The 24,438-nt window shown below is 46.6% G+C and carries 29 protein-coding genes and 1 tRNA gene; 11 read left to right on the forward strand and 19 right to left on the reverse strand.

The features are described 5' to 3' along the window. The first annotated feature begins 1 nt into the window (after position 1). Positions 2 to 874, forward strand: a complete 873-nt coding sequence (rapZ, locus tag QUE62_RS08375) for an RNase adapter RapZ (RefSeq protein ID WP_286225296.1) — start codon at positions 2 to 4, stop codon at positions 872 to 874. On the opposite strand, the gene mutY is transcribed toward rapZ, so the two are convergent. Then, a complete protein-coding gene (gene mutY, locus QUE62_RS08380; protein WP_286261517.1) occupies positions 835 to 1,950 on the reverse strand; it encodes an A/G-specific adenine glycosylase in 1,116 nt (371 codons plus the stop codon). The two genes, rapZ and mutY, sit on opposite strands and share 40 nt — an antisense overlap. A gap of 2 nt (positions 1,951 to 1,952) precedes the next feature. After that, positions 1,953 to 2,789, reverse strand: coding sequence for a bifunctional DNA-formamidopyrimidine glycosylase/DNA-(apurinic or apyrimidinic site) lyase (gene mutM, locus QUE62_RS08385; RefSeq protein WP_286223588.1), 837 nt, complete (start codon positions 2,787 to 2,789; stop codon positions 1,953 to 1,955). A 35-nt stretch (positions 2,790 to 2,824) separates the two neighbouring features. Between mutM and QUE62_RS08390 the strand changes: the two genes are divergently transcribed. The 6 genes from QUE62_RS08390 to pth all read left to right on the forward strand — a co-directional run bounded on the left by QUE62_RS08390 (position 2,825) and on the right by pth (position 7,708). Continuing rightward, entirely contained in the window at positions 2,825 to 4,324 is a 1,500-nt protein-coding gene (locus QUE62_RS08390; protein WP_286261519.1) for a lipoprotein insertase outer membrane protein LolB, read from the forward strand. Beyond that, positions 4,317 to 5,195 (forward strand): 4-(cytidine 5'-diphospho)-2-C-methyl-D-erythritol kinase, encoded by an 879-nt coding sequence (ispE, locus tag QUE62_RS08395; RefSeq protein WP_286261521.1) that lies wholly within the window; start codon positions 4,317 to 4,319, stop codon positions 5,193 to 5,195. The genes QUE62_RS08390 and ispE overlap by 8 nt, the downstream gene beginning before the upstream one ends. 6 nt (positions 5,196 to 5,201) lie before the next feature. Continuing rightward, positions 5,202 to 5,278, forward strand: a tRNA-Gln gene (locus QUE62_RS08400). Positions 5,279 to 5,312: 34 nt separating this feature from the next. After that, positions 5,313 to 6,266, forward strand: coding sequence for a ribose-phosphate pyrophosphokinase (locus tag QUE62_RS08405; protein WP_286223591.1), 954 nt, complete (start codon positions 5,313 to 5,315; stop codon positions 6,264 to 6,266). A gap of 104 nt (positions 6,267 to 6,370) precedes the next feature. Continuing rightward, positions 6,371 to 7,018, forward strand: a complete 648-nt coding sequence (locus tag QUE62_RS08410) for a 50S ribosomal protein L25/general stress protein Ctc (protein ID WP_286223592.1) — start codon at positions 6,371 to 6,373, stop codon at positions 7,016 to 7,018. A gap of 99 nt (positions 7,019 to 7,117) precedes the next feature. After that, positions 7,118 to 7,708 carry an aminoacyl-tRNA hydrolase gene (pth, locus tag QUE62_RS08415; RefSeq protein WP_286261523.1) on the forward strand — a complete coding sequence of 197 codons (591 nt, stop codon included), beginning with the start codon at positions 7,118 to 7,120 and terminating at the stop codon, positions 7,706 to 7,708. A gap of 5 nt (positions 7,709 to 7,713) precedes the next feature. On the opposite strand, the gene QUE62_RS08420 is transcribed toward pth, so the two are convergent. The 5 genes from QUE62_RS08420 to QUE62_RS08440 are packed head-to-tail and all read right to left on the reverse strand — an operon-like array spanning position 7,714 to position 11,894. Further along, positions 7,714 to 7,974, reverse strand: coding sequence for a YfhL family 4Fe-4S dicluster ferredoxin (locus QUE62_RS08420; protein ID WP_286223594.1), 261 nt, complete (start codon positions 7,972 to 7,974; stop codon positions 7,714 to 7,716). Between the two features lie 32 nt (positions 7,975 to 8,006). Beyond that, positions 8,007 to 8,498 carry a pantetheine-phosphate adenylyltransferase gene (coaD, locus tag QUE62_RS08425; RefSeq protein WP_286223595.1) on the reverse strand — a complete coding sequence of 164 codons (492 nt, stop codon included), beginning with the start codon at positions 8,496 to 8,498 and terminating at the stop codon, positions 8,007 to 8,009. A 34-nt stretch (positions 8,499 to 8,532) separates the two neighbouring features. Continuing rightward, entirely contained in the window at positions 8,533 to 9,123 is a 591-nt protein-coding gene (gene rsmD / locus QUE62_RS08430; RefSeq protein ID WP_286261525.1) for a 16S rRNA (guanine(966)-N(2))-methyltransferase RsmD, read from the reverse strand. Continuing rightward, a complete protein-coding gene (locus QUE62_RS08435) occupies positions 9,124 to 10,464 on the reverse strand; it encodes a M16 family metallopeptidase (protein ID WP_286261527.1) in 1,341 nt (446 codons plus the stop codon). A gap of 11 nt (positions 10,465 to 10,475) precedes the next feature. Further along, positions 10,476 to 11,894, reverse strand: coding sequence for a M16 family metallopeptidase (locus QUE62_RS08440; RefSeq protein ID WP_286261529.1), 1,419 nt, complete (start codon positions 11,892 to 11,894; stop codon positions 10,476 to 10,478). Between the two features lie 58 nt (positions 11,895 to 11,952). On the opposite strand from QUE62_RS08440, the gene ftsY reads away from it, so the two are divergent. Both ftsY and rpoH read left to right on the forward strand, forming a co-directional pair. Then, positions 11,953 to 12,858 (forward strand): signal recognition particle-docking protein FtsY, encoded by a 906-nt coding sequence (gene ftsY / locus QUE62_RS08445; RefSeq protein WP_286261531.1) that lies wholly within the window; start codon positions 11,953 to 11,955, stop codon positions 12,856 to 12,858. A gap of 117 nt (positions 12,859 to 12,975) precedes the next feature. Next, complete coding sequence (gene rpoH, locus QUE62_RS08450) at positions 12,976 to 13,881, forward strand: RNA polymerase sigma factor RpoH (RefSeq protein ID WP_458574827.1); 906 nt, start codon at positions 12,976 to 12,978, stop codon at positions 13,879 to 13,881. Positions 13,882 to 13,884: 3 nt separating this feature from the next. Here rpoH and QUE62_RS08455 read toward each other — a convergent pair whose 3' ends face one another. From QUE62_RS08455 to QUE62_RS08475, 5 genes are read right to left on the reverse strand one after another with little or no spacing between them, the layout of a single operon-like run. Then, the gene (locus tag QUE62_RS08455) at positions 13,885 to 14,457 is read right to left on the reverse strand and encodes an SCO family protein (protein WP_286223600.1); all 573 of its coding nucleotides are present in this window, start codon (positions 14,455 to 14,457) and stop codon (positions 13,885 to 13,887) included. A gap of 3 nt (positions 14,458 to 14,460) precedes the next feature. Further along, a complete protein-coding gene (gene cyoE / locus QUE62_RS08460; protein WP_286223601.1) occupies positions 14,461 to 15,345 on the reverse strand; it encodes a heme o synthase in 885 nt (294 codons plus the stop codon). Next, positions 15,342 to 16,466, reverse strand: a complete 1,125-nt coding sequence (locus QUE62_RS08465) for a COX15/CtaA family protein (RefSeq protein ID WP_286226742.1) — start codon at positions 16,464 to 16,466, stop codon at positions 15,342 to 15,344. The genes cyoE and QUE62_RS08465 overlap by 4 nt, the downstream gene beginning before the upstream one ends. After that, positions 16,463 to 17,116, reverse strand: coding sequence for a hypothetical protein (locus QUE62_RS08470; protein WP_286223603.1), 654 nt, complete (start codon positions 17,114 to 17,116; stop codon positions 16,463 to 16,465). The genes QUE62_RS08465 and QUE62_RS08470 overlap by 4 nt, the downstream gene beginning before the upstream one ends. A gap of 13 nt (positions 17,117 to 17,129) precedes the next feature. After that, a complete protein-coding gene (locus QUE62_RS08475) occupies positions 17,130 to 17,846 on the reverse strand; it encodes an SURF1 family protein (protein WP_286226743.1) in 717 nt (238 codons plus the stop codon). 66 nt (positions 17,847 to 17,912) lie between these two features. Here QUE62_RS08475 and QUE62_RS08480 point away from each other — a divergent pair, with 66 nt between their 5' ends. Beyond that, complete coding sequence (locus tag QUE62_RS08480; protein WP_108509147.1) at positions 17,913 to 18,122, forward strand: twin transmembrane helix small protein; 210 nt, start codon at positions 17,913 to 17,915, stop codon at positions 18,120 to 18,122. Between the two features lie 35 nt (positions 18,123 to 18,157). Here the strand turns inward: QUE62_RS08480 and QUE62_RS08485 are convergent, their stop codons facing one another. The 7 genes from QUE62_RS08485 to QUE62_RS08515 form a co-directional block, all read right to left on the reverse strand. Next, positions 18,158 to 19,012 carry a cytochrome c oxidase subunit 3 gene (locus QUE62_RS08485; RefSeq protein WP_108509148.1) on the reverse strand — a complete coding sequence of 285 codons (855 nt, stop codon included), beginning with the start codon at positions 19,010 to 19,012 and terminating at the stop codon, positions 18,158 to 18,160. Positions 19,013 to 19,033: 21 nt separating this feature from the next. Beyond that, positions 19,034 to 19,228: a DUF2970 domain-containing protein gene (locus tag QUE62_RS08490; RefSeq protein ID WP_108509149.1), complete on the reverse strand. Its 195-nt coding sequence runs from the start codon at positions 19,226 to 19,228 to the stop codon at positions 19,034 to 19,036. Next, entirely contained in the window at positions 19,225 to 19,821 is a 597-nt protein-coding gene (locus QUE62_RS08495; RefSeq protein WP_286226744.1) for a cytochrome c oxidase assembly protein, read from the reverse strand. Before QUE62_RS08495 ends, QUE62_RS08490 begins: the two co-directional genes overlap by 4 nt. Before the next feature lie 4 nt (positions 19,822 to 19,825). Next, positions 19,826 to 19,951: a cytochrome oxidase small assembly protein gene (locus QUE62_RS08500; protein WP_286223606.1), complete on the reverse strand. Its 126-nt coding sequence runs from the start codon at positions 19,949 to 19,951 to the stop codon at positions 19,826 to 19,828. After that, positions 19,951 to 21,543 carry a cytochrome c oxidase subunit I gene (gene ctaD / locus QUE62_RS08505; RefSeq protein WP_286225315.1) on the reverse strand — a complete coding sequence of 531 codons (1,593 nt, stop codon included), beginning with the start codon at positions 21,541 to 21,543 and terminating at the stop codon, positions 19,951 to 19,953. Before ctaD ends, QUE62_RS08500 begins: the two co-directional genes overlap by 1 nt. Positions 21,544 to 21,583: 40 nt before the next feature. Continuing rightward, positions 21,584 to 22,657: a cytochrome c oxidase subunit II gene (gene coxB / locus QUE62_RS08510; protein ID WP_286227516.1), complete on the reverse strand. Its 1,074-nt coding sequence runs from the start codon at positions 22,655 to 22,657 to the stop codon at positions 21,584 to 21,586. A gap of 267 nt (positions 22,658 to 22,924) precedes the next feature. Continuing rightward, entirely contained in the window at positions 22,925 to 23,686 is a 762-nt protein-coding gene (locus QUE62_RS08515) for a methyltransferase domain-containing protein (RefSeq protein ID WP_286226745.1), read from the reverse strand. Positions 23,687 to 23,710: 24 nt separating this feature from the next. Here QUE62_RS08515 and QUE62_RS08520 point away from each other — a divergent pair, with 24 nt between their 5' ends. Beyond that, positions 23,711 to 24,436, forward strand: coding sequence for a ComF family protein (locus tag QUE62_RS08520; RefSeq protein WP_286226746.1), 726 nt, complete (start codon positions 23,711 to 23,713; stop codon positions 24,434 to 24,436). Positions 24,437 to 24,438: the final 2 nt, after the last annotated feature.

Raw genomic sequence — 24,438 nt, forward strand, 5'->3', positions numbered from 1 at the left:
GATGCGCATCCAACTCATTACTGGCATCTCTGGTTCAGGAAAATCAGTAGCATTACGTGCGTTTGAAGATGCTGGCTACGATTGCGTTGATAACTTACCAGTGTCTTTAATTGAGCAATTGGTAAAGACCATGGAGGGCGAACAACGTCAGCATATTGCAATTGCAGTTGATGCTAGACGAGGAGAATCGATCTCTCAATTACCTGCGCTTCTGGAAAAGCTACGCCACAAGCATCAGGTTGATGTGTTGTTTCTAAACGCGGACACCAATACCTTGGTCCAGCGCTTCTCAGAAACGCGCCGCCGTCATCCACTCTCCCACCCAACGCAATCGACCACCTTAATTGATGCGATTGAGAGGGAACGAGAATTGCTCGCTCCTTTAGCAAGCGAAGCTCAACAAATTGATACTGGGCACATTCCTGCCCACACACTACGGCACTGGATCGCCGATCAATTAAAAGAGCGGCCCATTGGGCTAGCGTTGATATTCGAGTCCTTCGCGTTCAAAGGTGGCGTACCCAGTGAGGCAGATATTGTGTTTGATGTTCGCTGCCTCCCAAACCCACATTACGAAGCGCCCCTGCGAGATCAAACTGGCTTAGATCAAGCGGTGGCGGACTATTTGTGTCAGTTTCCTGAGGTCACACAAATGCTCACTGATATTGAGACACATATCGAAAAATGGTTGCCACACTATTTGAAAGATGGTCGCAGCTATCTCACGGTAGCGATTGGTTGCACAGGCGGTCAACACCGATCGGTTTATCTCGTACATCAATTGAATCAATTATTCTCTCAGGCAGCCATCAAAGACGTATATGTCTTAGAGCGTCATCGAGAACTCGATTCCAAGAAGACCCGGATTGGCTGAGGCAGGCCGTATTCTTTTAATCGTCTTGTGCAAATCCAATCGAGCGTAGCGCTTAAGTGCGACCATTTCCGTTTGAGATGAATGATCCATGGTTGCATTCGTAGCCGTCGATGACTAAATACATGCTCGATTACATGGCCTTTTTCAACTGAGGCAATCGACCCTAAATCGCTTTTTGATAAAAGCTTTGAAAGAACAGTTTGATTTAGTAAGCTCGTGAAGTCACTTGGTTTTGAACGATTTATTTTCGGTTCGATCGGCTCCCATGGGGTTTCGATTAAGGAATAGAGTCCGCCCCAAATCGCTTTTGGAGCTCGCCTCTCAAGCAATATCTCATCCTGATAACGAATCAAAAAGATATTTGTTGTAAACGTTGGTGATTCTTTTTTCTTCTTTTTCGCTGGAATAAGGTCGACCTGACCAAGCTCATGCGCTTTGCACTCACTCTTCATTGGGCACATCTGATCCTGACTTTGGCATTTAGCAGCCTTCGGGGTGCACCAGGTAGCCCCAAAATCCATTAGTGCTTGTGTGTAAATAGGCATTTGAGACTTTGACTTGGGAAGAAGCGCTGTTGCATGTTCCCACAGTAATTGCACTGTCTCATGGCTTTGTTGATCGCCTGTAACACCAAAAAATCGGCTGATGACTCGCTTCACGTTGGCATCTAGGATTGGGGCGCGCTCCTCGAATGCAAAGGCAGCAATTGCGCCTGCTGTCGATCGGCCAATGCCGGGCAGTTGCTCAAGTTCTTTTGCCGTTCTGGGGAACTGGCCCGCATACTTTGCCATGATCTCTTGGGAACAACGATGGAGATTACGTGCGCGCGAGTAATACCCCAATCCGCTCCACAGAGCCATAACCGCATCAAGATCTGCGCTGGCTAACGCTTTGACGGTTGGAAATTGACGCATAAATTGTGGATAGCGCTGCATCACAGTGCTAACCTGGGTCTGCTGTAACATGATCTCCGATATCCAAACTGCATATGGATCTTGATGACCTTGCCAGGGCAGACCTTGACGACCATAATGCTTTGACCAACGAATTAAAGCCTGGGAAAAATGAAATCCCATACCTATCGTTTCTGACAGTAAGGGCAATAATAGGTCGAGCGCTGACCCTGGGTGATTTGCCGAATCGGTGTTTTGCAGACTCGACAGGGTTCATTTGCGCGATCATAGACTTTGGTTTGCATCATGAAGTAACCTGGATCACCATGCGCATCCACAAAATCACGCAAACTGCTCCCGCCGGCTGCAATCGCTCTTTTTAAAATGGTTCGTACCGCCTCGGCCAATCGCTCACACTGAGCTTTGCTTAATTTGCCAGCGGGTAAGCCTGGATGAATGCCGGCCTCAAACAAGGATTCAGAACAATAGATGTTGCCAACACCAACCACCGCTTGCCCGGCTAATAAAAATGCCTTTACCGAAATCGTTCGCTTTCGGGAACACTGGTACAAACGTGTTGCGCCCAACTGCCCCGCAAACTCCTCGGCGAGAGGCTCTGGCCCTAATTTTTGAATTAAAGGATGTTCTAACACGTCGCCCTTGGTGAATGGATGCCACAAGACGGCGCCAAATTTTCGGGGGTCATGAAGTCGCAAACTCAGATCATCAAAATGAATTGAGACTCGATCGTGTGGCTTTAGGGGGTCTTTATGGGGTAGAACGCGCAATACCCCAGTCATGCCTAAATGAATAATCAAGTAGCCATCGGTCATTTTGAGTAATAAATACTTCCCTCGGCGCTCGATCGTATTGAGTCGTTGCCCCTTCAGAATTTTTGGCAAGCCCCTGGGAACAGGCCAACGCAGTCGTCCATCAATCACATCGACATGCGTGATCTGGCGCCCTTCTAGATGGGGTTTAATCCCCAAACGCGTGACTTCAACCTCTGGTAGTTCTGGCATCGGTACATTGTAGATTCGGGGATTAGAATGTGCTGATGGGCTATCAATTGACTTCCATTTTGGCAAATTCTTATCTAAAGCGTGCATTGCTTTGGGCTATTTGCTGCTGCTCTTTTGGCCTCCTAGTGCCTGCCTCAGCTCAGACCAAAGGAGCTACCAGCGAGCAAGTCTTTGAAATACTTGCTTCTGAAATTGCCCTACAACGCGGTGAAGCTGGGTTGGCCTATCAAACCTATTTGAGTCTGGCACGACAAACCGGGGATCCTGCTTTAGCTCAACGTGCAATGGAAATCGCGATTGCCGCAAACGCAGCAGATCTCGCCTTAATCGCTGCACAAACTTGGGATGAGCTATCACCACCTGGTCAAAGTAAGCCCAAGGAAGTGTTGGTCACCCTACTCATGCTCAATCAACGCTGGTCTGATGCTGTTACACCAGCCATCGCCCTTCTTAAGGAACAAAATATCAGAGAGCGCGAGCAGATTTTGCTCCAGTGGCAAAGTCTATTGGGTCGGGCCCAAGATGAGGGGGCGGCTTTAAACGCCTATTACAAAATTGTTGCGGCCCTCGTTCCACCTCCATCCAATCCTCAAATTTTGTATACCTATGCTTTAGCAGCCGAGAAATCCGGTCAGTTTGAGGTGATGGAGAAAACCTTAAGAACCCTAATTGAACGCAATCCAAATGATATTCAGGCACTCAATGCACTCGGCTACTCCTTAGCCGACCGAAATGTCAAGCTGAAGGAGGCGTATGAACTAATTCTGAAAGCGCACAACCTTGATCCTAGAGATCCGTTTATTTTGGATAGTTTAGGCTGGGTTAACTTTCGTTTAGGAAACAATGAGCTTGCCTTAAAGCAGCTGCAAGACGCATTTCGTATCAAGCCTGAGGCTGATATTGCTGCCCATTTAGGTGAAGTCCTCTGGACGCTTAATCGACCCATTGAGGCAGAGGATGCTTGGCGACAAGGTGAATTAATCGATGCCAACAATGCTACTCTGCGCGAGACCTTAAAGCGTCTAAAACCATCTTGGGCGATCTCGATGGATGTAGTTGCTAGTCAGTGGGATGGTCGTTTTGCCGTTAAAGCAAGTGATCGACCCACCAACAATAATCAAGGTGGATCGGGTAGCTTTACCCTCACCAAAAATGGCTTAAGTGACACTTTAGAAATTCGGGGGCCGATGGGAGGTGCAATTGCCAAGATCACAATTAACCCAGGTGAGGCTATCCTAGAACGCGATGGCAAAAAAGTAAGTGCGATTGACGCCGATACCTTAATTCAAAATACCTTGGGCCTACCATTGCCTGCGCGTGGTTTATCCAATTGGCTAAATGGACAATTACGTGCTGGCAGCCCTGCTAAGCTCGAACGCGATAATCAAGGTCAAGTCAAACGGATCTTGCAAGACGGCTGGGATTTAGCCTATGTGTGGAGTGAGAGTAAGAAAATTGAGCGTCTTACCATGACTAGAAATACAAACACGGGCTCGATTGATGTACGCCTAATTTTTGATCAAGTGAATGAGTAATCGCCTCGAGCTCCTTGCTCCAGCCAAAATCAATTTGTTTCTTCATGTGACCGGTCGACGTCCAAACGGATATCACGAACTTCAATCCGTATTTCAATTGGTCGATTGGTGTGACCGCATTTCTTTAACTCGGCTCGAGCACAGCACAATTATTCGGCACGGCGGTAATCCAGAGATTTCCCCAGAGAATGATCTGGTTGTTCGGGCCGCTCAGTTATTGAAAAACTATACGAACTATCCATGCGGGATTGAAATTCATCTTGAGAAAAATATCCCTATAGGAGCAGGCTTAGGTGGCGGATCATCAGATGCAGCCACAGTATTAATTGGTTTGAACCATCTCTGGGGTCTTCATCTTCCCCCGGCCGAACTGAGTGAGCTAGGATTAAAGCTAGGTGCCGATGTGCCATTCTTTTTATTTGGTCAAAACGCATTTGTGCAAGGCATCGGCGAGCAACTCGAATCCATTGATCTACCCGATCAAGACTTCTTAATCATTTTTCCAGGAGAGTCAATTGCTACCGAGACTGTGTTTCAATCCGATCAATTGACCCGAAACCATGCTCCGATTACAATGGCAGACTTCCTTGCAAACACTGGTGAAGTTGGTCAGTTTACAAACGATCTCCAACCAGTTGCTTGTGAGCTCTGCCCTGAAGTAAATCGAGCATTAAATTGGTTGGCGCAAACGCTCCCAGATGCTACTCGTAAGATGTCTGGATCGGGTAGTAGTGTGTTTGCCGTCCTTCCAGGATCGATCAATCGACGCGATCTGGAACAACGCTTGCTCAATCTTCCCTCAGGGTGGGTGGGTCGGCTTGTTCGGGGTCTAAAACAAAATCCCGCTTACAATTCGGTTTTATCAGTATGACGCAGTAGGGGAGTCGCCAAGTTGGTCAAGGCACCGGATTTTGATTCCGGCATGCGAGGGTTCGAGTCCTTCCTCCCCTGCCATTGTTATGATGGATAACCAAGACTAGCTAAGACCATGAACTCTGACGCGCTCACCATTTTTACTGGCAACGCCAATCCCACACTTGCACAGGCTGTTGCTAGCCAAATGCAGTTGCAGCTAGGAAAAGCCTTCGTTGGCCGCTTTTCTGATGGCGAAATCCAGGTTGAAATCCAAGAAAACGTGCGCGGCAAGAATGTCGTCGTAATCCAGTCGACCTGTGATCCGACCAACGATAACCTGATGGAACTCATGATCATGATTGATGCCCTCAAAAGGGCATCGGCCAACCGAATTACTGCGGTCATCCCCTACTTTGGTTATGCCCGTCAAGACCGCCGCCCCCGTTCTGCGCGGGTTGCGATTTCGGCCAGAATTGTGGCCAATATGCTGCAATCGGTTGCCGGCGTTGAACGCGTTCTGACGATGGATCTACATGCAGATCAAATCCAAGGATTTTTTGATATCCCGGTCGACAATATCTATGCCTCCCCCGTCCTCTTAGGGGACCTACGGGCAAAAAATCAGCCTGACCTGACCGTGGTCTCACCCGACATTGGCGGTGTAGTACGCGCCAGGGCTTTTGCCAAGCAATTAAGCTGTGATCTGGCCATTATTGATAAACGCAGACCAAAGCCCAATGTCTCAGAGGTGATGCATTTAATTGGTGAGGTAGAAAACCGCCACTGTGTCATCATGGATGACATTATTGATACGGGTGGCACTCTGTGTAAGGCAGCCGAGGTTCTTAAGGAACGGGGTGCCAAAAGCGTGACAGCCTATTGCACCCACCCGGTTCTATCTGGAGGTGCAGCTGCCCGCATTGCAGGATCTGAAATTGATGAGTTAGTGGTTACTGACACGATTCCATTGAAACAAGATACAAAATCAGTCAATAAAATCAGGCAGTTAAGTGTTGCTCCACTACTAGCGGAGACGATCTCGCGGATTACCAAAGGCGACTCAGTTATGTCACTTTTTGCCGAATAGCTTCCTAAGCAACTGATTTCTACCGAATTTTTACTCTTTCAAGCTATAATTTAAGGCTTTCCGTTTGGTCGCGGACGGAAATTAACCCTTAATTTGGAGTCATCATGAAAGTTGTTGCATTTGAACGAAGCGTACAGGGCACTGGTGCGAGCCGCCGCCTGCGCAATTCTGGGAAAACCCCCGGAATTATCTATGGCGGAAAGCAAGAATCTCCCTGCGCAATCGAGTTAGACCACAATGCTTTATTCCATGCTTTGCGGAAAGAAGCTTTCCATTCATCCATTTTGGATATCGAATTAAACGGTAAATCACAAAAGGCCTTATTGCGTGATTACCAGATGCATCCATTTAAACCATTGGTGTTGCACGTTGACTTCCAGCGTGTATCTGCCAGTGAAAAAATTCATATGCGCGTTCCTCTGCACTTTAAGGGTGCCGAAGAATCAGAAGCAGTGAAGTTTGGTGGAGCGGTTGTTAGCCACGTCGCCAATGAAATCGAAATCACTTGCTTGCCCGGTGACCTTCCTGAGTTCTTAGAGGTGGATCTGAGCAAAATCGTGGTTGGTCAATCGATTCATGCCAAAGACGTTGCGCTACCCAAAGGCGTTAGCCTAGTTCTTCATGTCGAGCAAGAAAACCCTGTGATCGCAAACGCTCGCGTTCCAGCGGTTAAAGCGGAACCCGAACCAGGCGCTGAGGCTGCACCAGCCGCTGAGGCTGCACCAGCCGCTGACAAAGAAGCGAAGAGCTAAATCTTTTCACTCTCATAGAAACCCGCTTGATGCGGGTTTTTTATTGCCCAATTGAAGTCGTTTATAGTTGGATCACTTAGCCTCAATCGACTGATAAAAATGATTCGTTTAATTGTTGGACTCGGAAATCCTGGATCAAAGCATGAGGCCGACCGTCACAATGCAGGGTTTTGGTTTGTCGATCGTCTTGCTGCTCAACATAAACAATTTCTTCAGCCTGAAAAGCGATTTAACGGTCGAATCGCAAAAATCCAAATCAAAGGTCATGATATTTACTTATTGGAACCAGATACCTATATGAATCTCAGCGGGGAAGCGGTTGGTCCTCTCTGTCGCTTTCATAAGATCGGGGTAAGTGAGGTGCTGGTGGTTCATGATGAACTCGATCTCAAAGCCGGCACGGCTCGTCTAAAAAAAGGTGGGGGCAATGGCGGTCACAATGGCCTAAAAGATATCCAACAGCATTTATCAAGCCCCGAATTCTGGCGACTCCGTTTTGGAATTGGTCACCCACGCGACCTACCTGGCAATCTAGCAAAAATGGATGTGGCCGACTATGTACTAAAGAAACCGAGCTCGGATGAGCAAGAGAAATTAGATGCGGCCATCACAAAAGCAATTGGCATTTTGCCCCTGGTTCTTGAAGGCAATACACAAGATGCCATGCAAATCCTGCACAGCGCAAATTAAATCATTTAATTGGTCTGCTTGAGAGCACTCAAGACTTTATATTTTTCAAGTAACTGCTCTTGGGTTTCAGAATAAGCGGGATTGAGCGGGATACAATCGACCGGGCAGACCTGACGGCATTGAGGAGCGTCAAAATGCCCCACGCACTCGGTGCATTTATTGGGATCGATCTCATAGATCTCAATCCCCATATAAATCGCATCGTTTGGGCATTCTGGTTCACAGACATCACAATTGATACACTCGTCTGTAATCATTAACGCCATATTGATATCCCTAAAAGAATGATCAGAATAGCTTAAGTGGATTTAATTTGGGCGTTCTTCTTTTGTAACCATTTTTCCACTGAGGGAAAAACAAACTTACTCACATCGCCGCCCATGAGCGCAATTTCTCGGACAAAGGTACCAGAAATAAATTGATATTGATCTGATGGGGTCAAAAATAAAGTCTCCACATCTGGCAGTAGGTACCGATTCATACCAGCCATCTGAAACTCATACTCAAAATCTGAAACGGCACGCAAACCCCGTACGATCACTCGAGCAGAATGCTCTCGAGCAAAGTCTTTCAGTAATCCAGAAAATCCTGCGATTTCAACATTCGGGTAGTGACTCAACACCTCTTTGGCGATTTCAATCCGTTCATCAAGTGTAAAAATAGGACGCTTATTTTTACTATCAGCCACTCCGACAATCAGCTTGGTAAAAATACTTGAAGCACGCCGAACCAAATCTTCATGACCACGGGTAAATGGGTCAAAGGTTCCTGGATAGACAGCAATGGTCATAAAGACCCCCTTATTTATATGGATAAACAGGAGTTTAGCTCGAACTGCGGCGAAACAATACGGCTTTGACTTGGGCTGTTTCCATCGACTTAATAAGAGTCCAATTGGGCAGTACCCTTTCTAATCGACTCAGATCAAAGGGATTGGTGCATTCAATATAGATTCCGCCCCGCCCTTGATCGTGACACACGCGACCGGCCTCTTGTGCTACGCGAACGAGTAAGTCGGGTTGACTAAATGGGGGATCCAGAAAAATCAGCTGGGCCGACTGATCATCAGCACGCTGTAAATAAGAAATTCCATCCCCATGAAAGATTTTTACTTCCCCGCGAATTGGATAAGAATTGAGGAGCTGATGCTGGGTCAGAAGCTGGTGATAGATTCGTTTATCTTTCTCGATGAATATGACCTCATCGGCTGATCGGGAGGCGGCCTCAAAACCAAGTGCTCCAGAACCAGCAAACACATCAATTGCTTTTAAGCCACTGAGGTCTGAGCCTATCCAATTAAAAAGCGTTTCACGAACCCGATCAGAGCTAGGACGCAAATCCTGTTGATCCAAAACCTGAATCTGCCGGCTGCGCCACACACCACCAATAATCCGAATTCGGTGGCTTTGTGCCAATTAGGGTGTGCCTCCAACAAGAACACTGATCATTCTGCGCATATCCAGGTGTCGTTTAAACGCATTGCGCACATCATCTTTTTTGACCGCTGCAACTTGTTGTGTCCACACATCGAGAGTATTGAGTGGTAACTGATTCCAAGTAATTGCTGAGAGGTTATCAAGCAATTTACGATTGCTATCGAGTCGCAATGGATAGCCATTGATTAAGTTTGCCTTAGCAGCAGCCAATTCTGCATCGCTTGGGCCATCTTCAATAAAGCGTGCAATCGTCTCTTGTAATACATTGAGAGCTTGATCTGCTTGGTCATTACGGGTTTGTAAGCCCGCTTCAAAAGTTCCGGTATCGCGCCCCGGCTGAAAGTAACTAAATACGCTATACGCAAATCCACGCTTATCTCGAACCTCACCAACCAAGCGCGATACAAAGCCCCCGCCACCCAAAATATAGTTTCCGACAAGCAAAGGGAAGTAGTCAGGATTGTCACGAGTGATGGCGGTCATACCCATTGCAATATGAGTTTGCTGTGTTTGAAATGGAATTCGGATCAAACGCTTGGATTCTGGCTCTATTGGTGAGCGTTCTAAAGGTGGCAATGCAGGAATCACTGGTCCCTTAACGGGTAATGCTGTAATAATTTGTTCGGCAATTTGCTTTGCTCTGGCTGGATCGACATTGCCCACAATATTCACAATGACTCGGTCTTGGCGATAGAAATCCTGATGGAATCGCTTTAGGTCACCCTCCTTAATTGCTGCAATCGATTCAATATTAGGGGATCGTGCCAACGGATAGTTTCCGAATACCTCTTGACGAAACCGTTTTTGCAGAACGACTTCTGGCTTCGTATCGCCCTCCTGAATCGCGGCACTAACGCGCTGCTTCTCACGCATCAAAATCGATGCATCAAAAATAGGTTTCGATACACTAGCTACTAGAAGTTGCAGGAGTGGATCAAAAATATCGGGTTTACTCAGTGATCGAGCGCGCACGATGGCTCTCTCACCTGAAGCGGACGCGCTAATGATAGCTCCCAACTCAGCAATTGCATCTGCCTGTTGGGCCTCATTCAAAATGCCGCCCTGCCACTGAATGCCGCGGGTCAGCAGCGCAGCGGTCAAGGATGCCAGACCACTTTGATCTTTTGGATCATAACGACTTCCCGCATCAATACTAATTTCAATATCGACCATTGGTATGGTGTTCGTTTGAATCAAATAGGCTTTCGAACCATTGCTTAAGGGAATCGCTTGGATTGGCAATACTGCCTGGGCATGAGCTGCGATAAACGTCGCAATTAAGACAATTAGCCCCTTAATAAGATGATGATTACGCTGCATTGTGTTCCCTTTTAATGACGCAAACTACCTGACATTCCACGCGGCTTCGCAAGCATTGAACGTGGCTGGGGATCTAAAGTCACAATGGTTAAACCATCGCTGACAAAATACGTATTAATTGCACGTTGAATTTGATCTGATTGAATCAACTGAATTCGCTCAATGATGCGATCTAAGTCACGCCAAGAGACATTAGCTATTTCTGAACTACCAATCTCCATGGCTTGAGCAAAAATTGAATCGCGTTTATATACTTGTGAAGCAAGCAATTGTGCTTTGATACGCTTTAACTCGGATTCAGTAACCCCCTGATTAGCAATGTCTCCTAAGGTCTTCATAATGCCTCTCTCAAGATCCTGCACTGTTTGACCTTTGGCGGCAGTTGCACCAATCACAAAAAGCTCTGGCCCACGGCTAATTAGTTCGTAACTTGCCCCGGTGCTATTAGCCAGTCTTTGATTACGAACTAACTCTCGATTTAACCTTGAGTTATCGTGCCCGCTCAAGACGGCAGATAAAACGAGTAAGGCATACGGATCCACCTCATCCATTTTTTTAGGATCTAGTTTGGGAACCTTCCACGCCATCATGATTTGCGGGCTCTCAGCAGGAGCCTTCAAAACAGCGCGCTTCTCGCCTTTTTGCTCAGGTTCGAGCTGAGGTTTGCGTTCAGGTAATTTTTTTGCTGATATAGGTCCGTAGTACTTTTCGACCAATGCTTTCACTGCCAATGGATTAACATCACCCGCCACCACAACCACGGCATTATTTGGTGCATACCAGTCGCGATACCACTGTCGCGCATCAGCAGGCTGCATATTTTGCAAGTCGTTCATCCAGCCGATAATGGGATGACGGTACGGAGAGCTCATAAATGCCGTTGCCATCAGTAGCTCACGCATCAAACTCGATGGATTATCTTCTGTACGTAAGCGTCGCTCTTCCATCACCACCTGAAGCTCTCGCCCAAACTCCTCATCGGAAAATTGCAGATTTGCCATTCGATCGGCTTCAAGCCGCATCACTTCGGCAAGCTTTGATTTCTCAGTCTGCTGAAAATATCCGGTGAAATCACGGGCTGTAAAGGCGTTCTCACGTCCGCCCACGGCCGCCACCATCCGCGAGAATTCACCTGATTTGACCGTTTTCGTTCCCTTAAACATCATGTGCTCAAGCACATGGGCAACGCCGGTTTTGCCATTGACCTCATCCATGGATCCAGCCCGATACCAGACCATATGAACAACGGTCGGTGCACGATGATCCTGGCGAACGATCAGGCGCAAGCCATTCTTGAGTTGATACTCATGCGTATCGGACTGAGTCGCAAAAGCATTCCCTGAGACAGGCAAGCAAATAGCAGCCAAGGCAATCAATGCCGACCTGATGGCTCTCAATATTGGGTTGCTAAACTGGAATTTCGCTATCATGAATAGTTTAGATGTATGAATTATCTAGTTAAGATCACTCTTTTGGATTGTATCGACAATGTTTGGTTTACGTAAAACACTTAGCTCACTCTTTACTCGTAACCGAGTGGATGAAGCCTGGTTCGATCATTTAGAAGAATTACTGATCAAAGCCGATGTTGGTGTTTCGACATCAACCGCTCTAATAGCTAGTCTACGCAAATCGGCCAAACAGCATTCCATTACAAATTCTGAGGATTTAAAGGTAGTTCTAGTTGATGAGCTCAGCCATCTTTTGAGTGACTTAGAGTCCCCAGAAAATCCTTTAAGCCCAAGTGCTACGCATCCTAAGCCAGAAATTTGGCTAATTGTAGGGGTCAATGGTGCTGGCAAAACCACATCGATTGGAAAACTATGTCATCACTTCCAGGCTCATGGAAAGTCGGTGCTCCTCGCTGCTGGGGATACATTTCGAGCGGCGGCGCGCAATCAACTCAAGGAATGGGGTGAGCGCAATCAAGTGCAAGTGCTTAGCCAAGAGAGTGGCGATGCTGGCGCGATTGCGCATGATGCAATCCAAGCCGCTTTGTCTCGGCAGGTTGACGTTGTACTAATTGATACGGCTGGCCGACTCGCTACTCAAGCGAATCTGATGGAGGAATTAAAGAAGGTCAAGCGAGTCATTTCCAAGTTGATCCCCGATGCCCCCCATCAAATTGTCTTGGTCCTTGATGGCAATACGGGTCAGAATGGAATTGCCCAAGTTTTGGCTTTTCGGAACGCAATTGGACTACACGGCCTTATCGTCACCAAATTGGATGGCACCGCTAAAGGCGGGGTAATTTGCGCACTTCGCAATGAGTTGCAAAGCTCCTCCCAAACCCAGGGCCCAAAAACCTATGTTTATGCACTTGGCAAGGGTGAGCAATTAGGTGATTTGGAGCTATTTTCTGCTAAGGCTTATGCCCAAGAGCTTGTAGAATAGCTTTATAAATCAATATCTTGTAGATTATTAGACGCATTAGCACTCTATTGACAAGAGTGCTAAAATAATTCGATCTAAACTCAAATTAATCTATCAACGATGACTTTGAACACCCTCATGAATACTCGAAAAACGGGCTCGTCTAGTATTGCTCTTGCAATGCCTGCTCTACCAGCCCTTGGAGTCGGTACGATTGATGCCTATTTGGCACACATTAATCGCTTACCAATGTTAAGTGCTGCCCAGGAATACACCCTGGCGCAGGAATATCGCCGCTCCGACAATTTAGATGCTGCGCGACAACTGGTTTTGTCTCACTTGCGACTGGTTGCGTCGGTCGCTCGTCAATACTTGGGTTACGGCATTCCGCATGCCGACCTCATTCAGGAAGGCAATATTGGTTTGATGAAAGCAGTCAAACGCTACGATCCCAACCAAGGGGTACGACTCGTTTCGTACGCCATTCATTGGATCAAAGCAGAAATCCATGAATACATTCTCAAGAACTGGCGCTTAGTCAAAGTAGCAACGACCAAAGCGCAACGCAAACTGTTTTTCAATTTACGTAGCAATAAACTTTCTGCAAATGCCTTGAGCAATGATGAAATTGAGTCATTAGCTAAAGCCCTTGATGTTCGCGGTGCCGATGTCAAAGAAATGGAAATGCGGCTTGCTGGGGGAGACGTCTCGATCGAGGGGGATGGCCAAGATGAGGAAAGCTTTGCGCCAATTCATTGGCTCAGTGATGAAAGCCAAGAACCAACTGCGGTTATTGAGCAAAACGAATCTTACTCTTTGCATGGTCCAAAACTCTTGCAAGCACTTCATACTCTAGATGAGCGCAGTCGTGCGATTGTTGAAAGCCGTTGGTTGGCAGTTAACGCAGAAGGCCAAGGCGGCAAGACTTTGCATGATCTTGCTAAGGAATTTGGGATCTCTGCTGAACGGGTACGTCAGATAGAGGTCGCTGCTTTTAAGAAGTTGCGTACGCTCTTAAAAGATGAAAACCCAAGGCTTCACTAAGACTTATTGAAGTAGTAGTTTTAGGTCATGGGCAATCGGCTCGGCGCCTTGCCCATGCTTGATATAGAGGCGCAAATTACCGTTTGGATCAAATACGTAACTTCCAGCAGTATGGTCGATCGTGTAATTTTTAGGATTACTGCCCGGCACCTTGTTGTAATACACCTTGAAATCTTTAGCGACCTTAGCCAGCGCCTCGTCGTTAGCCGGTCTCAGCCCAATAAAACGAGGATCAAAAGCGGGGGGGTATTGCGCCATTAGCTCTGCAGTATCTCGCTGCGGGTCAACTGTAATAAAAATAACTTGCACCCGATCAGATAATGGGCCTAAGGTTTTCATGACCTCTTGCATTTCAACTAATGTCGCAGGACAAACATCTGGGCAGTGGGTATAGCCAAAGAAAATTAATACAGCCTTACCTTTGAAATCAGCCATGGTTTTCACCTGACCATTAGGATCCAAAAGTTCAAAATTAGAACCAAATGATTTACTGCCAGTAATATCAACATTCTTGAAGCTAGGCTTTGAACAAGCGGCCAATAAAAACACGGCGCATAAAAGGACTAATTTTTTCATGGGCTATATGTAATGATCGATCAAAATAGCAGCAAATAGTAGAGCTAAATAAGTAATGGAGTACTTAAATGTCTTACGAGCCAACTGATCGCTGTAGTGTTGGTAAAGACGGATTGCATACATTACAAAAATACCGCTAAGAATCAGTGCACATACCAAATAGAATAAGCCACTCATTCCATAGACATAAGGAAGAATCGAGGCCGCCAATAAGATGAGCGTATAGAGCAAGATATTGAGTAAGGTAAATCGCTCACCGTGAGTGACCGGCAACATCGGCAAGCCCGCCTGTACATAATCTTCGCGTCGGTAGAGTGCCAATGCCCAAAAATGCGGTGGGGTCCACACAAAAATGATGAGCACCAATAACCAGGCTTCTGCCGATAATTGATTAGTAACAGCTACCCAACCCAATGCAGGTGGCATGGCACCAGAAAGCCCGCCAATCACAATGTTTTGGGGCGTTGCTGGCTTTAAGAACCAGGTATAAATAACGGCATACCCCACAAAGGTTGCAAAGGTAAGCCACATCGTGAGGGGATTGGTGTAAATCCACAGTACTGCCATCCCTGCGGCTCCCAAAATGCAAGAGAAAATAATAATTTGCCAAGGGGTAATCTCGCCCGTTGCTGAGGGGCGCCATGCGGTTCGACGCATTTTGGCATCAACCGCTTGCTCTATCAGACAGTTCACCGCAAATGCCGCGCCCGCTAACAACCAAATGCCGATCGATCCACCAAGTAATATCGACCAGGGAACCATCCCAGGGGTTGCCAAAAACATGCCAATAATCGCGCAAAATACTGCGAGCTGAGTCACTCTTGGCTTAGTTAATACCCAATATTGTCTCCAGCGAGGCATAGGAGGACGAACAAAATCAGTACTCATGCAATCCCTCGCTGGGGCGGCTTACCGGATAAAAAATAGTTATTACTCCACGCACTTAAACGCACCAAGCAAAATAAAATAGCTGCCGCACCACCGGTGTGCAACAACGCCGCTACTAATGGCCATTGAAAGACTACATTGGATATACCGGTGGCGATTTGTAATGCAAGCAATGCAATGATTGCCTTCCCCCAAAATTGAACCTTTGGCTCTGGATGTCGAATTACTTTTATAGCAACGAAAAGCAAAATAGCGGAGGCAAAAATAGCACCAACACGATGGGTCCAGTGGATTGTGACTAGCGCTGCCATCGGGATCATCTCACCCGATTTAGCCTCACCCAAATCGCGCCATAAGAAAAAAGCATTTTGCCAATCCATATTGGGATACCAAACACCCATACAAGTTGGAAAATCAGGACAAGCCAACACAGCATAGTTAGTACTAACCCACGCACCTAGAAAAATTTGAGCAAAGAGTGCAACAATAGCGATTAATACAAGGCTGCCAGATAAGCTTGAAATCGTCTTGGAATCACTTGAACAGAGGGCATCGTTACGTTGCGCGAACCAGACCATGCTGGCAAATAAGATCAATGCCAAGATGAGATGCATACTAACAATGATTGGTTGCAGCTTAAGGGTCACGGTCCAGGCTCCAAATGCGCCTTGTAAACAAACTAAGACCAGTAAAAACAAACTGCCTTTAATAGCTAAGGAGCGGCCTGCGCTTGGCTGCTTAAATGCCATGATGACTTGAATAATGATTAAAAACCCAACGCTCATCGCCAAGTAACGATGAATCATTTCAACCCATGCTTTAAAAACCGTTACCGGCCCTGTGGGCATTGCAGCTTCTGCCGCCCGAATTTCTTCGATGGCGCGAAAGGGATTGGATGTGCCATAGCAACCTGGCCAGTCTGGGCAACCTAAACCAGAATCACTTAAACGAGTAAATGCACCAAACAAAATGAGGTCAAAGGTTAGGAAGACGATGGTCCAATTGAGCTTTTGAAATAGCCCCATTCCTTTTTTAAAATAAAGGATTGCCAGCGGTAAGCCAGCAATCAAGAGAGCGATTCCGGCAAGCTCTAAAACCATTAGAGCCATTTCAGACATCATATCTTCTCACCCTTGCGATTTAACTTTAGAAGACGCTCAACGTCTTTACGAATCTTCACAAAGTCACTCGAGCTGGTTTTGTCGGGAAAGACCATCATCTTCTCACCACTTGGATCAATCAGAGCGATTCCTTGGCCTAGATTTTGAGTGTTCAGCCAAGCTTGCCAAGCAGCCTCATTTTTTGGATCAGGAGCGGGAATAATATAAAAACCAGCATTCTCTTGATCATAGGCCCTCTGAATATCATCCTCAACTGGGCCGCGATCATTCACAACCCAAACCAATTGCAGACGATTTTTATTCTTACCAAGAGCTAAGCGTACCTGACGCATCAGATATAAAACCTCAACACAAGCATCATTGCCTTTTTTGCACTCGCTTGCCGGTCTTGCCACCATCAGGGTCCACTTACCGTTAAATGGAATCTCAAACCAGCTGGGATTAATTGGCTGTGGCGGCACAATCAAAGTACCATAATTGGTCTTTCCGCCCTCAGGCTTATAAACGTAATAGGCCAAATACGATGCGATTACTGGCGATGCGCATGCGAGTAGCACCAGTATCATTTGAATCCGGCCGCGACGAGTTCTGGCATCTAATGCCTTCTTATCAAGCTGACTCGCTGGAATTAATAAATCTTGATCGCTCACTGCTATATAACCTTTATGAACTTGATTTACCTTGATTGCGATAGCGCATAAAACCAGTTGTGAACCAAAATGCTAGCGCGGCCGCACCTAAAGAAAACCATTGGAAAGCATAAGCATAATGGCGATCGACGCCTGTCGTTGCCACAGGCCAAATTCGGGACAATCCATCACCTTCATCTGGGTCATTTTGGCGAATAATGAAGGGTAATTGTGGATATGCCATTCGGCCCGCTTCATAGGTCAGGTCTAAATTTTGCTGAATCCGGGGTGAAGCTTGACTATTGGGTTGATTGCCAAGCTCTAACACCCTCCCTGGCCCAGCCAATGCAATACCCTCGATGACTACACTCTCCTTAGGCGTTGTAATGCTTGGCAATATCAATCGATCTTGATTATTTCTGGGGGCCCACCCTCGGTTAACCCAAACAAGGCGCTTTTCCTGACCATCAAGTAAAAATGGCATCAGCACATAAAACCCGGATTGGGTCTGCCCTGTTTGTGGCTTTAGACTGGGGCGATTATCAAGCCAAACGACCTCATTGGGCAAAAAACGACCACGCGCTCGCACCGGCCTAAACTCAGTTTCTGATAGAGTCCAATTTTTGGCATTGAGGTCAATCTGCTCTCGAGCCGCCATGGCGCTAATTTGATTAGCCAGAATTATTTTTTGATCCGCACGACCCAGTTGCCAACGGCCAGCCAAAATACCTATTGCAAGAACGACTAGCATCGCAATGGTTGCGACTCTTCGCTCTACAATAAGAACTCGAAATAAACTCAAGGGTTTGGCACCAATATGAAATGGCTAATTGTTTTAATTTTGTTGGTCATCATCGCTAGCTTAGGATCGGCGTTGTATTTCATGATGAAAGACAAAGGCAATAGCTCCAGGATGGTTCACTCGCTGATGCTCAGAATTGGTTTATCGATTGCACTATTCATTGGCATTTGGATTGCCCATTACTTTGGACTCATTGAGTCCACTGGCCTGAAAGTGCCTCAATAGGCTAGGCGGCAACCAACGCTGCCGCCTATTGGCCATTACATCCAGTAAATGACGATGTAAAGCCCTAGCCAGACGACGTCAACAAAGTGCCAATACCAAGCGGCACCTTCAAAACCAAAGTGATTCTCGGCGGTGAAATCACCACGAATCAAACGGCGCAGGATAATCGCCAACATCAAGCCACCCAAGAACACATGGAATCCATGAAAACCGGTCAGCATGAAGAAGGTTGATCCGTAAATTCCAGAAGTGAGCTTCAGGTTCAGGTCGTTATAAGCATGGATGTATTCGTAAGCTTGAAAACCCAAGAAAATAAGCCCAAGAAATACGGTCGCAAATAATCCATAAATGGCGTGCTGACGATTTCCCTCTCGTAAAGCATGATGTGCCCAGGTCACGGTAACCCCTGAGCTCAAGAGCAATAACGTATTAATCGTTGGAATTGGCCAAGGGCCAATAGTACTAAATTTTTGAACCAGATCAGCAGGACCAACGGTTGGCCATGCAGCTACAAAATCAGGCCATAAGAGTTTATTGTCCACATCACCAAGCCAGGGCACTGTAATACTGCGAGCGTAGAACAGGGCCGCAAAGAAAGCGGCAAAAAACATGATCTCGGAAAAGATGAACCAGCTCATCGACCAGCGATAGGACACATCGACGTTCACACCGTTCTTGCCGGTATTGGACTCCGAGATTGCATCACCAAACCAACCGTACAGCACAAACAGCACATAAATAACTGCTGCTAGGACCAGCGGTCCTCCCCATGAAAGGCCATTGACCCAAGCGGACATGCCGCCGCCAAAGCCAAGCAGTCCAATGCTAGCAAGGACGGGATATTTTGAGGGGCCCGGAACAAAATAATACGGTGTGGAGTTTGATGACATCGCGCTCTTTCTAACTAAAAATTAATTGGTTACCACTAAATTCACAATCAACAAAAGGATCGCCATAAATAGTACGGCGCCCAATACACCAGCAATGATGATGTGCACAAAACTCAAGCTTGCAACATCATTTTGCAATCCTGCTTTATTGCGAATCCCTAAAAACGCCCACAAAACGGCACGCATTGAACGAAAAAAACTAGGTTGCTTGTTCATAGTGACACTTTGCTCTTAGATTCTTTGACATTTGCAACAGGCTTAGGTACTCCGGTCTCAAAAAAGGTATACGACAGGGTGATTGTTTTAACGTCTTTTGGAAGATTGGGATCAACAATAAATACCACTGGCATTTGCCGAATCTGATGTGGGGTCAGGGCTTGCTCTTGAAAACAAAAGCATTCGATCTTCGTAAAAAACTCCGTTGCGGTCTTTGGAGCATAGCTGGGAATTGCCTGAGCAGCGACAGGTCGATCCAAAGTATTAACTACTTCATAAACGATCTCGTGCATCTCGCCTGGATGAACTTCAAGAAAGTTCTTAACCGGCTTAAAAGCAAATGGTCCACGACTATTGGAGTCAAACTCAATCGTGATCGTTCGACTGTAATCTACTTGGGTATTACCTGGCTTGCTAGCTCCATAAGCACGCACACCATAATTATTTTTACTAGTGACAACATTAATGCCAGTCACTTCACAAAGGGCTTTGTATAAAGGCACCAAGGCATAACCAAATCCAAACATCAATACAGCAAGCAAAAGAAGCTTCAGTAGGATTTGCTTATTAAGGGCGCCTAGATTATTTGCCATATATCTAACCTAAGATCCAATACTTCAATACGATGCCCAAGAAAAAAGTCAACGCAATCGATAGCAAGACCGCCGCTAGGCGGCGGTTGCTCATCAAAGGATTCGATCGCTCGGTCACGTCAAGTGCCATTAGCTAATTTTGGGCGGCTGCTCAAATGTATGGAATGGCGCGGGTGATGGAACGGTCCACTCCAAAGTATTGGCTGTCTCCCATGGATTATCCGGAGCTTTCTTGCCATGACCACGGTATGCAGGGAGCACGACAAACAGCAGGAAATAAACCTGCATTAAGCCAAAGCCAAGACCACCGATCGAAGCAATTAAATTGAAATCAGCAAACTGGGTTGGGTAATCTGCATAGCGACGTGGCATACCTGCTAAACCCAAGAAATGCATTGGGAAGAAGGTGAGGTTAAAGAAGAACATTGAGCCCCAGAAATGAACCTTGCCGCGGAACTCATCGGCCATACGACCAGTCCACTTTGGACACCAGTAATAAAAGCCTGCAAACATCGCAAAGAGCGAACCCGCCACTAGCACATAGTGGAAGTGGGCAACCACATAGTAGGTGTCTTGTAGACCAATATCAATTGGGGCCATCGCCAAAACCAGCCCAGTAAAACCACCGATCGTAAACACAAAAATAAATCCAATCGCCCATAGCATCGGGGTTTCAAAGGTCATTGACCCTTTCCACATGGTCGCAACCCAGTTAAAAATCTTTACCCCGGTTGGAACTGCAATTAGCATCGTGGCATACATAAAGAAGAGCTGACCAGTCACCGGCATACCAGTGGTAAACATGTGATGAGCCCAAACAATAAATGACAAGATTGCGATGGATGATGTGGCATAAACCATCGATGCGTAGCCAAACAAACGCTTTCTGGCAAATACAGGAACGACCTCACTGATAATGCCAAACGCGGGCAAGATCATGATGTAAACCTCTGGGTGACCGAAGAACCAGAAGATATGCTGATACATCACGGGATCGCCACCGCCAGCTGCAGAGAAGAAGCTGGTTCCAAAATGACGGTCAGTGAGAACCATAGTGATCGCGCCGGCTAGCACAGGCATCACAGCAATTAACAAATAGGCAGTAATCAACCAGGTCCAGCAGAACATTGGCATCTTCATGAGTGTCATGCCAGGTGCGCGCATATTCAAGATGGTCACAATGATGTTAATTGAACCCATAATGGACGAGGCGCCTAACAAATGAAGTGCAAAGATGGCCATATCCATCCCCGGCCCCATTTGCAGGGTGAGCGGTGCATACAAGGTCCAGCCGCCTGAGGGCGCACCACCTGGTGCTAAAAATGAACCGAACAATAACAATGCAGCAACTGGCAAAATCCAGAAACTGAAGTTGTTCATACGGGCGAATGCCATATCAGACGCGCCGATTTGCAAAGGAATCATCCAGTTTGCAAAACCCACGAAAGCCGGCATGATGGCACCGAACACCATCACCAAGCCGTGCATGGTGGTTAACTGATTAAAAAACTCGGGGCGCAAATATTGCAACCCAGGCTGAAACAGTTCCAAACGAATACCAAGCGCCATCACTCCGCCAGCCAGAAGGCTCACGAAGGCGAAGATCAAATACATCGTGCCGATGTCTTTGTGGTTGGTTGCAAACAACCAACGACGCCATCCATGGGGATGGTCGTGGGCATGATCGTGTGCGTGATCGTGGGTTGTGGATATGGTGCTCATGATTTGCTCCGGTTTAATTCAATTCGTTATATAAGTTCAATTATTTGCCAGCACGAACAGTAGCGAACTCCTGGGTTTGAACAACTTCACCCGTCTTATTGCTCCATGCATTTCGGTAATAGGTCATTACAGCTGCCAAATCTCCATCAGAAATAACGCCACCCCATTTAGGCATCGCACCTTTACCGTTAATCAAAATATTGAAGTTGCCTGCTTTCGGACCCAAGGCAACCTTGCTGCCATCTAATGCAGGGAAAGCGCCGGCGCCCTTACCGTTGGCTTGATGGCAAGCAGCGCAATTGGCGGCATACACCTTAGCACCACGATCCATTTGCTCAGCCAAGGTGTAAACCTTGCTCGGATCATCCGCGTTAGCAGCCATTTCTTTTTTCTTTTCAGCAACCCATTTGGTGTAGTCCTCATCAGAAACGACTCTAACTACGATGGGCATAAATGCGTGCTGCGCGCCACAAAGCTCAGAACATTGTCCACGGAAGGTGCCAATTTTTTCAGCTCTGAACCAGGTGTCACGCACAAAGCCAGGAATTGCGTCTTGCTTTACGCCAAATGCAGGAACGGTCCATGCATGAATCACATCGTTCGCAGTTGTAATTAGACGAATTTTTTTATTCACAGGGACAACCATCTCATGATCGACTTCCATCAGATAGGTTGGACTCTTGGGCGCGAGATTGTTAATCGCTTCGCGTGAAGTCGACATGGTCGAAAGGAAGCTAATACCTTCTCCCTCGCCCTTAATGTAGTCATAACCCCACTTCCACTGATAACCAGTGGTTTTAATGGTGATGTCTGCATTGGTGGTGTCCTTCATCGCAACTACTGTTTTGGTGGCGGGAAGAGCCATACCAATCACAATTAGCAGAGGAATAACAGTCCAAATAATTTCAACCGAAGTACTCTCATGAAACGATGCGGGCTGGGCACCTTTGGATTTGCGATGCTTGTAAATCGAATAGAACATCACTGAGAAAACGCCAATAAAGATCACCAAACAAATGATCATCATCATCCAGTGCAACCAATGAATCTCTTCCATAATTTTGGTTGCAGGGGCGGGGAAATTGAGTTGATTTACTTTGGGGCCGCCTGGCATATCTTGCGCCGCAACAGTAAAACTCCAGATTCCAAAACCAAGGGCAAGCCAAATTTTTGTCAGCAATTTACGAATATTCATTTTTTTCTCAAATTTAAGAGCAGCGCACCTAATAAAGTCTGGTCGCTTGTCCAGCCACTAGTCACTAATTAGACACTGAATTATAGGATGATTTGCTTGACAGAAGTCATTTTGTGATTTCCTTTGGGGCAAACCCTATATGTAGATAATTAAATGTAAGTACTTACTTATAAATTAGCTATGGAACTATTTACGTTTAATTGCATCTACGCGAATATATGCTGATTTAGCATCCCCAGTACTGAGATTTTTTGCCAAAACCCAAGCATGTCCATAAACGATTTCCAGGGTCAGTTTTAGGGGGTCAGGAACCCTAAGTTGATGGAGTTGCGTACCCGCAGAAATGAGCCCCAGAGCTAGGCCATCCTTATAAAGAGCCTGCCCAGTTTCGTACTCCAAATGAAGATATTCCATATCCATCACCGGGTCCGAATAGCGGTTTTGAACCAAGGCATCCCCAATATCGTGCATATCGAGGGCGCCTGGCAAGGTTTGCATTTGACTACCATCCGGGTTGGCATCCCGGAGTTCCTTACCTGTATCAGGGCCCAAATAGGCAAATGAAATCAAACCGCCTTCTTTCAGATGCTGGTGACAACTCGCCATCCAAGCGCTCGGGTTATTGAGATTTTGCAAACATAAATTACTGAGGATCAAATCGTAGGATGCATTGTCTGGAATCCCCTGACCCAGTAATCGGCCTGAGTTCAACAAAGGGCGACTGAGTACCTGTTTAAGTTTGATCCCCAATGGAATCCTTCCCTGAATTTGAGGATCAAGAATGGTGTCAATTTGCGCACTAGGAAAACGCTTCGCAAATGCCCTGCGATTTAAGCCAGAAAAATCGGGTTCGAGCAAAATGTGTTTCGGCATCAGCTTGATGGGCGCTAACTTATCAAGCATTCGCTCTTGAATCTCAGTTCGAAGCCATGAAAGAGAAGTGGTCATCGAATCAGTATACTCAGCGCCCCGATGAGCTGGCTTCGTACTGCAACCCAATATTTAATTCCGACACTGTGCATGGTGTGCGAGCAAGCACAAGCTGAAATTGTATGCTTTCCATGTCGCGATCGCATTGCTCAAAACCGCTTGCAATTTGGTCCATCCTGTCAGATTTGTGCGCTACCAATCGGGCCGCATCAATCACTTTGTGCTGCGTGTGAACAGGTAAAACCGGCCTTTGATCACGTGACTTATCTCGACCTCTATCAGGAACCATTACGTCAAACGCTTCACCTTTTAAAGTACCAAAAGAGGCTAGCATGCGCTAGTGGCTTTGCCCTCTTGTGGAATATATTTCATCAACATGCTCTCAAAGCATGCGATGCGGATGTTTTAATTCCGGTGCCGCTAAATCCAACAAAATTAGCAGCGCGCGGCTTTAATCAAGCATGGGAAATCGCGAAACGGTTTGATCTTCCGAAATCCATCAGACGCATTCCAAACCTAGTGATTTGCCACCCAACCCACACTGCTCAAGCAAGTCTTAATCGTGCCGACCGCACTGCATCGATGCGAGACCGTTTTGAATTGAAAGTTGGTGCAGCTTCTATGATTCATGACCAACATATCGTGGTTATTGATGATGTCATGACCACCGGCTCAACGATCCACTCGTTAGCAACAACTCTCAAAAAGTCTGGGGCAAAGCGGGTGAGCGCATGGACCATGCTTCGCACGCCTCCTTGGGAGTCTTAAGT

Source organism: Polynucleobacter sp. HIN9 (genome assembly GCF_030297635.1).
Classification (GTDB): Bacteria; Pseudomonadota; Gammaproteobacteria; order Burkholderiales; family Burkholderiaceae; genus Polynucleobacter.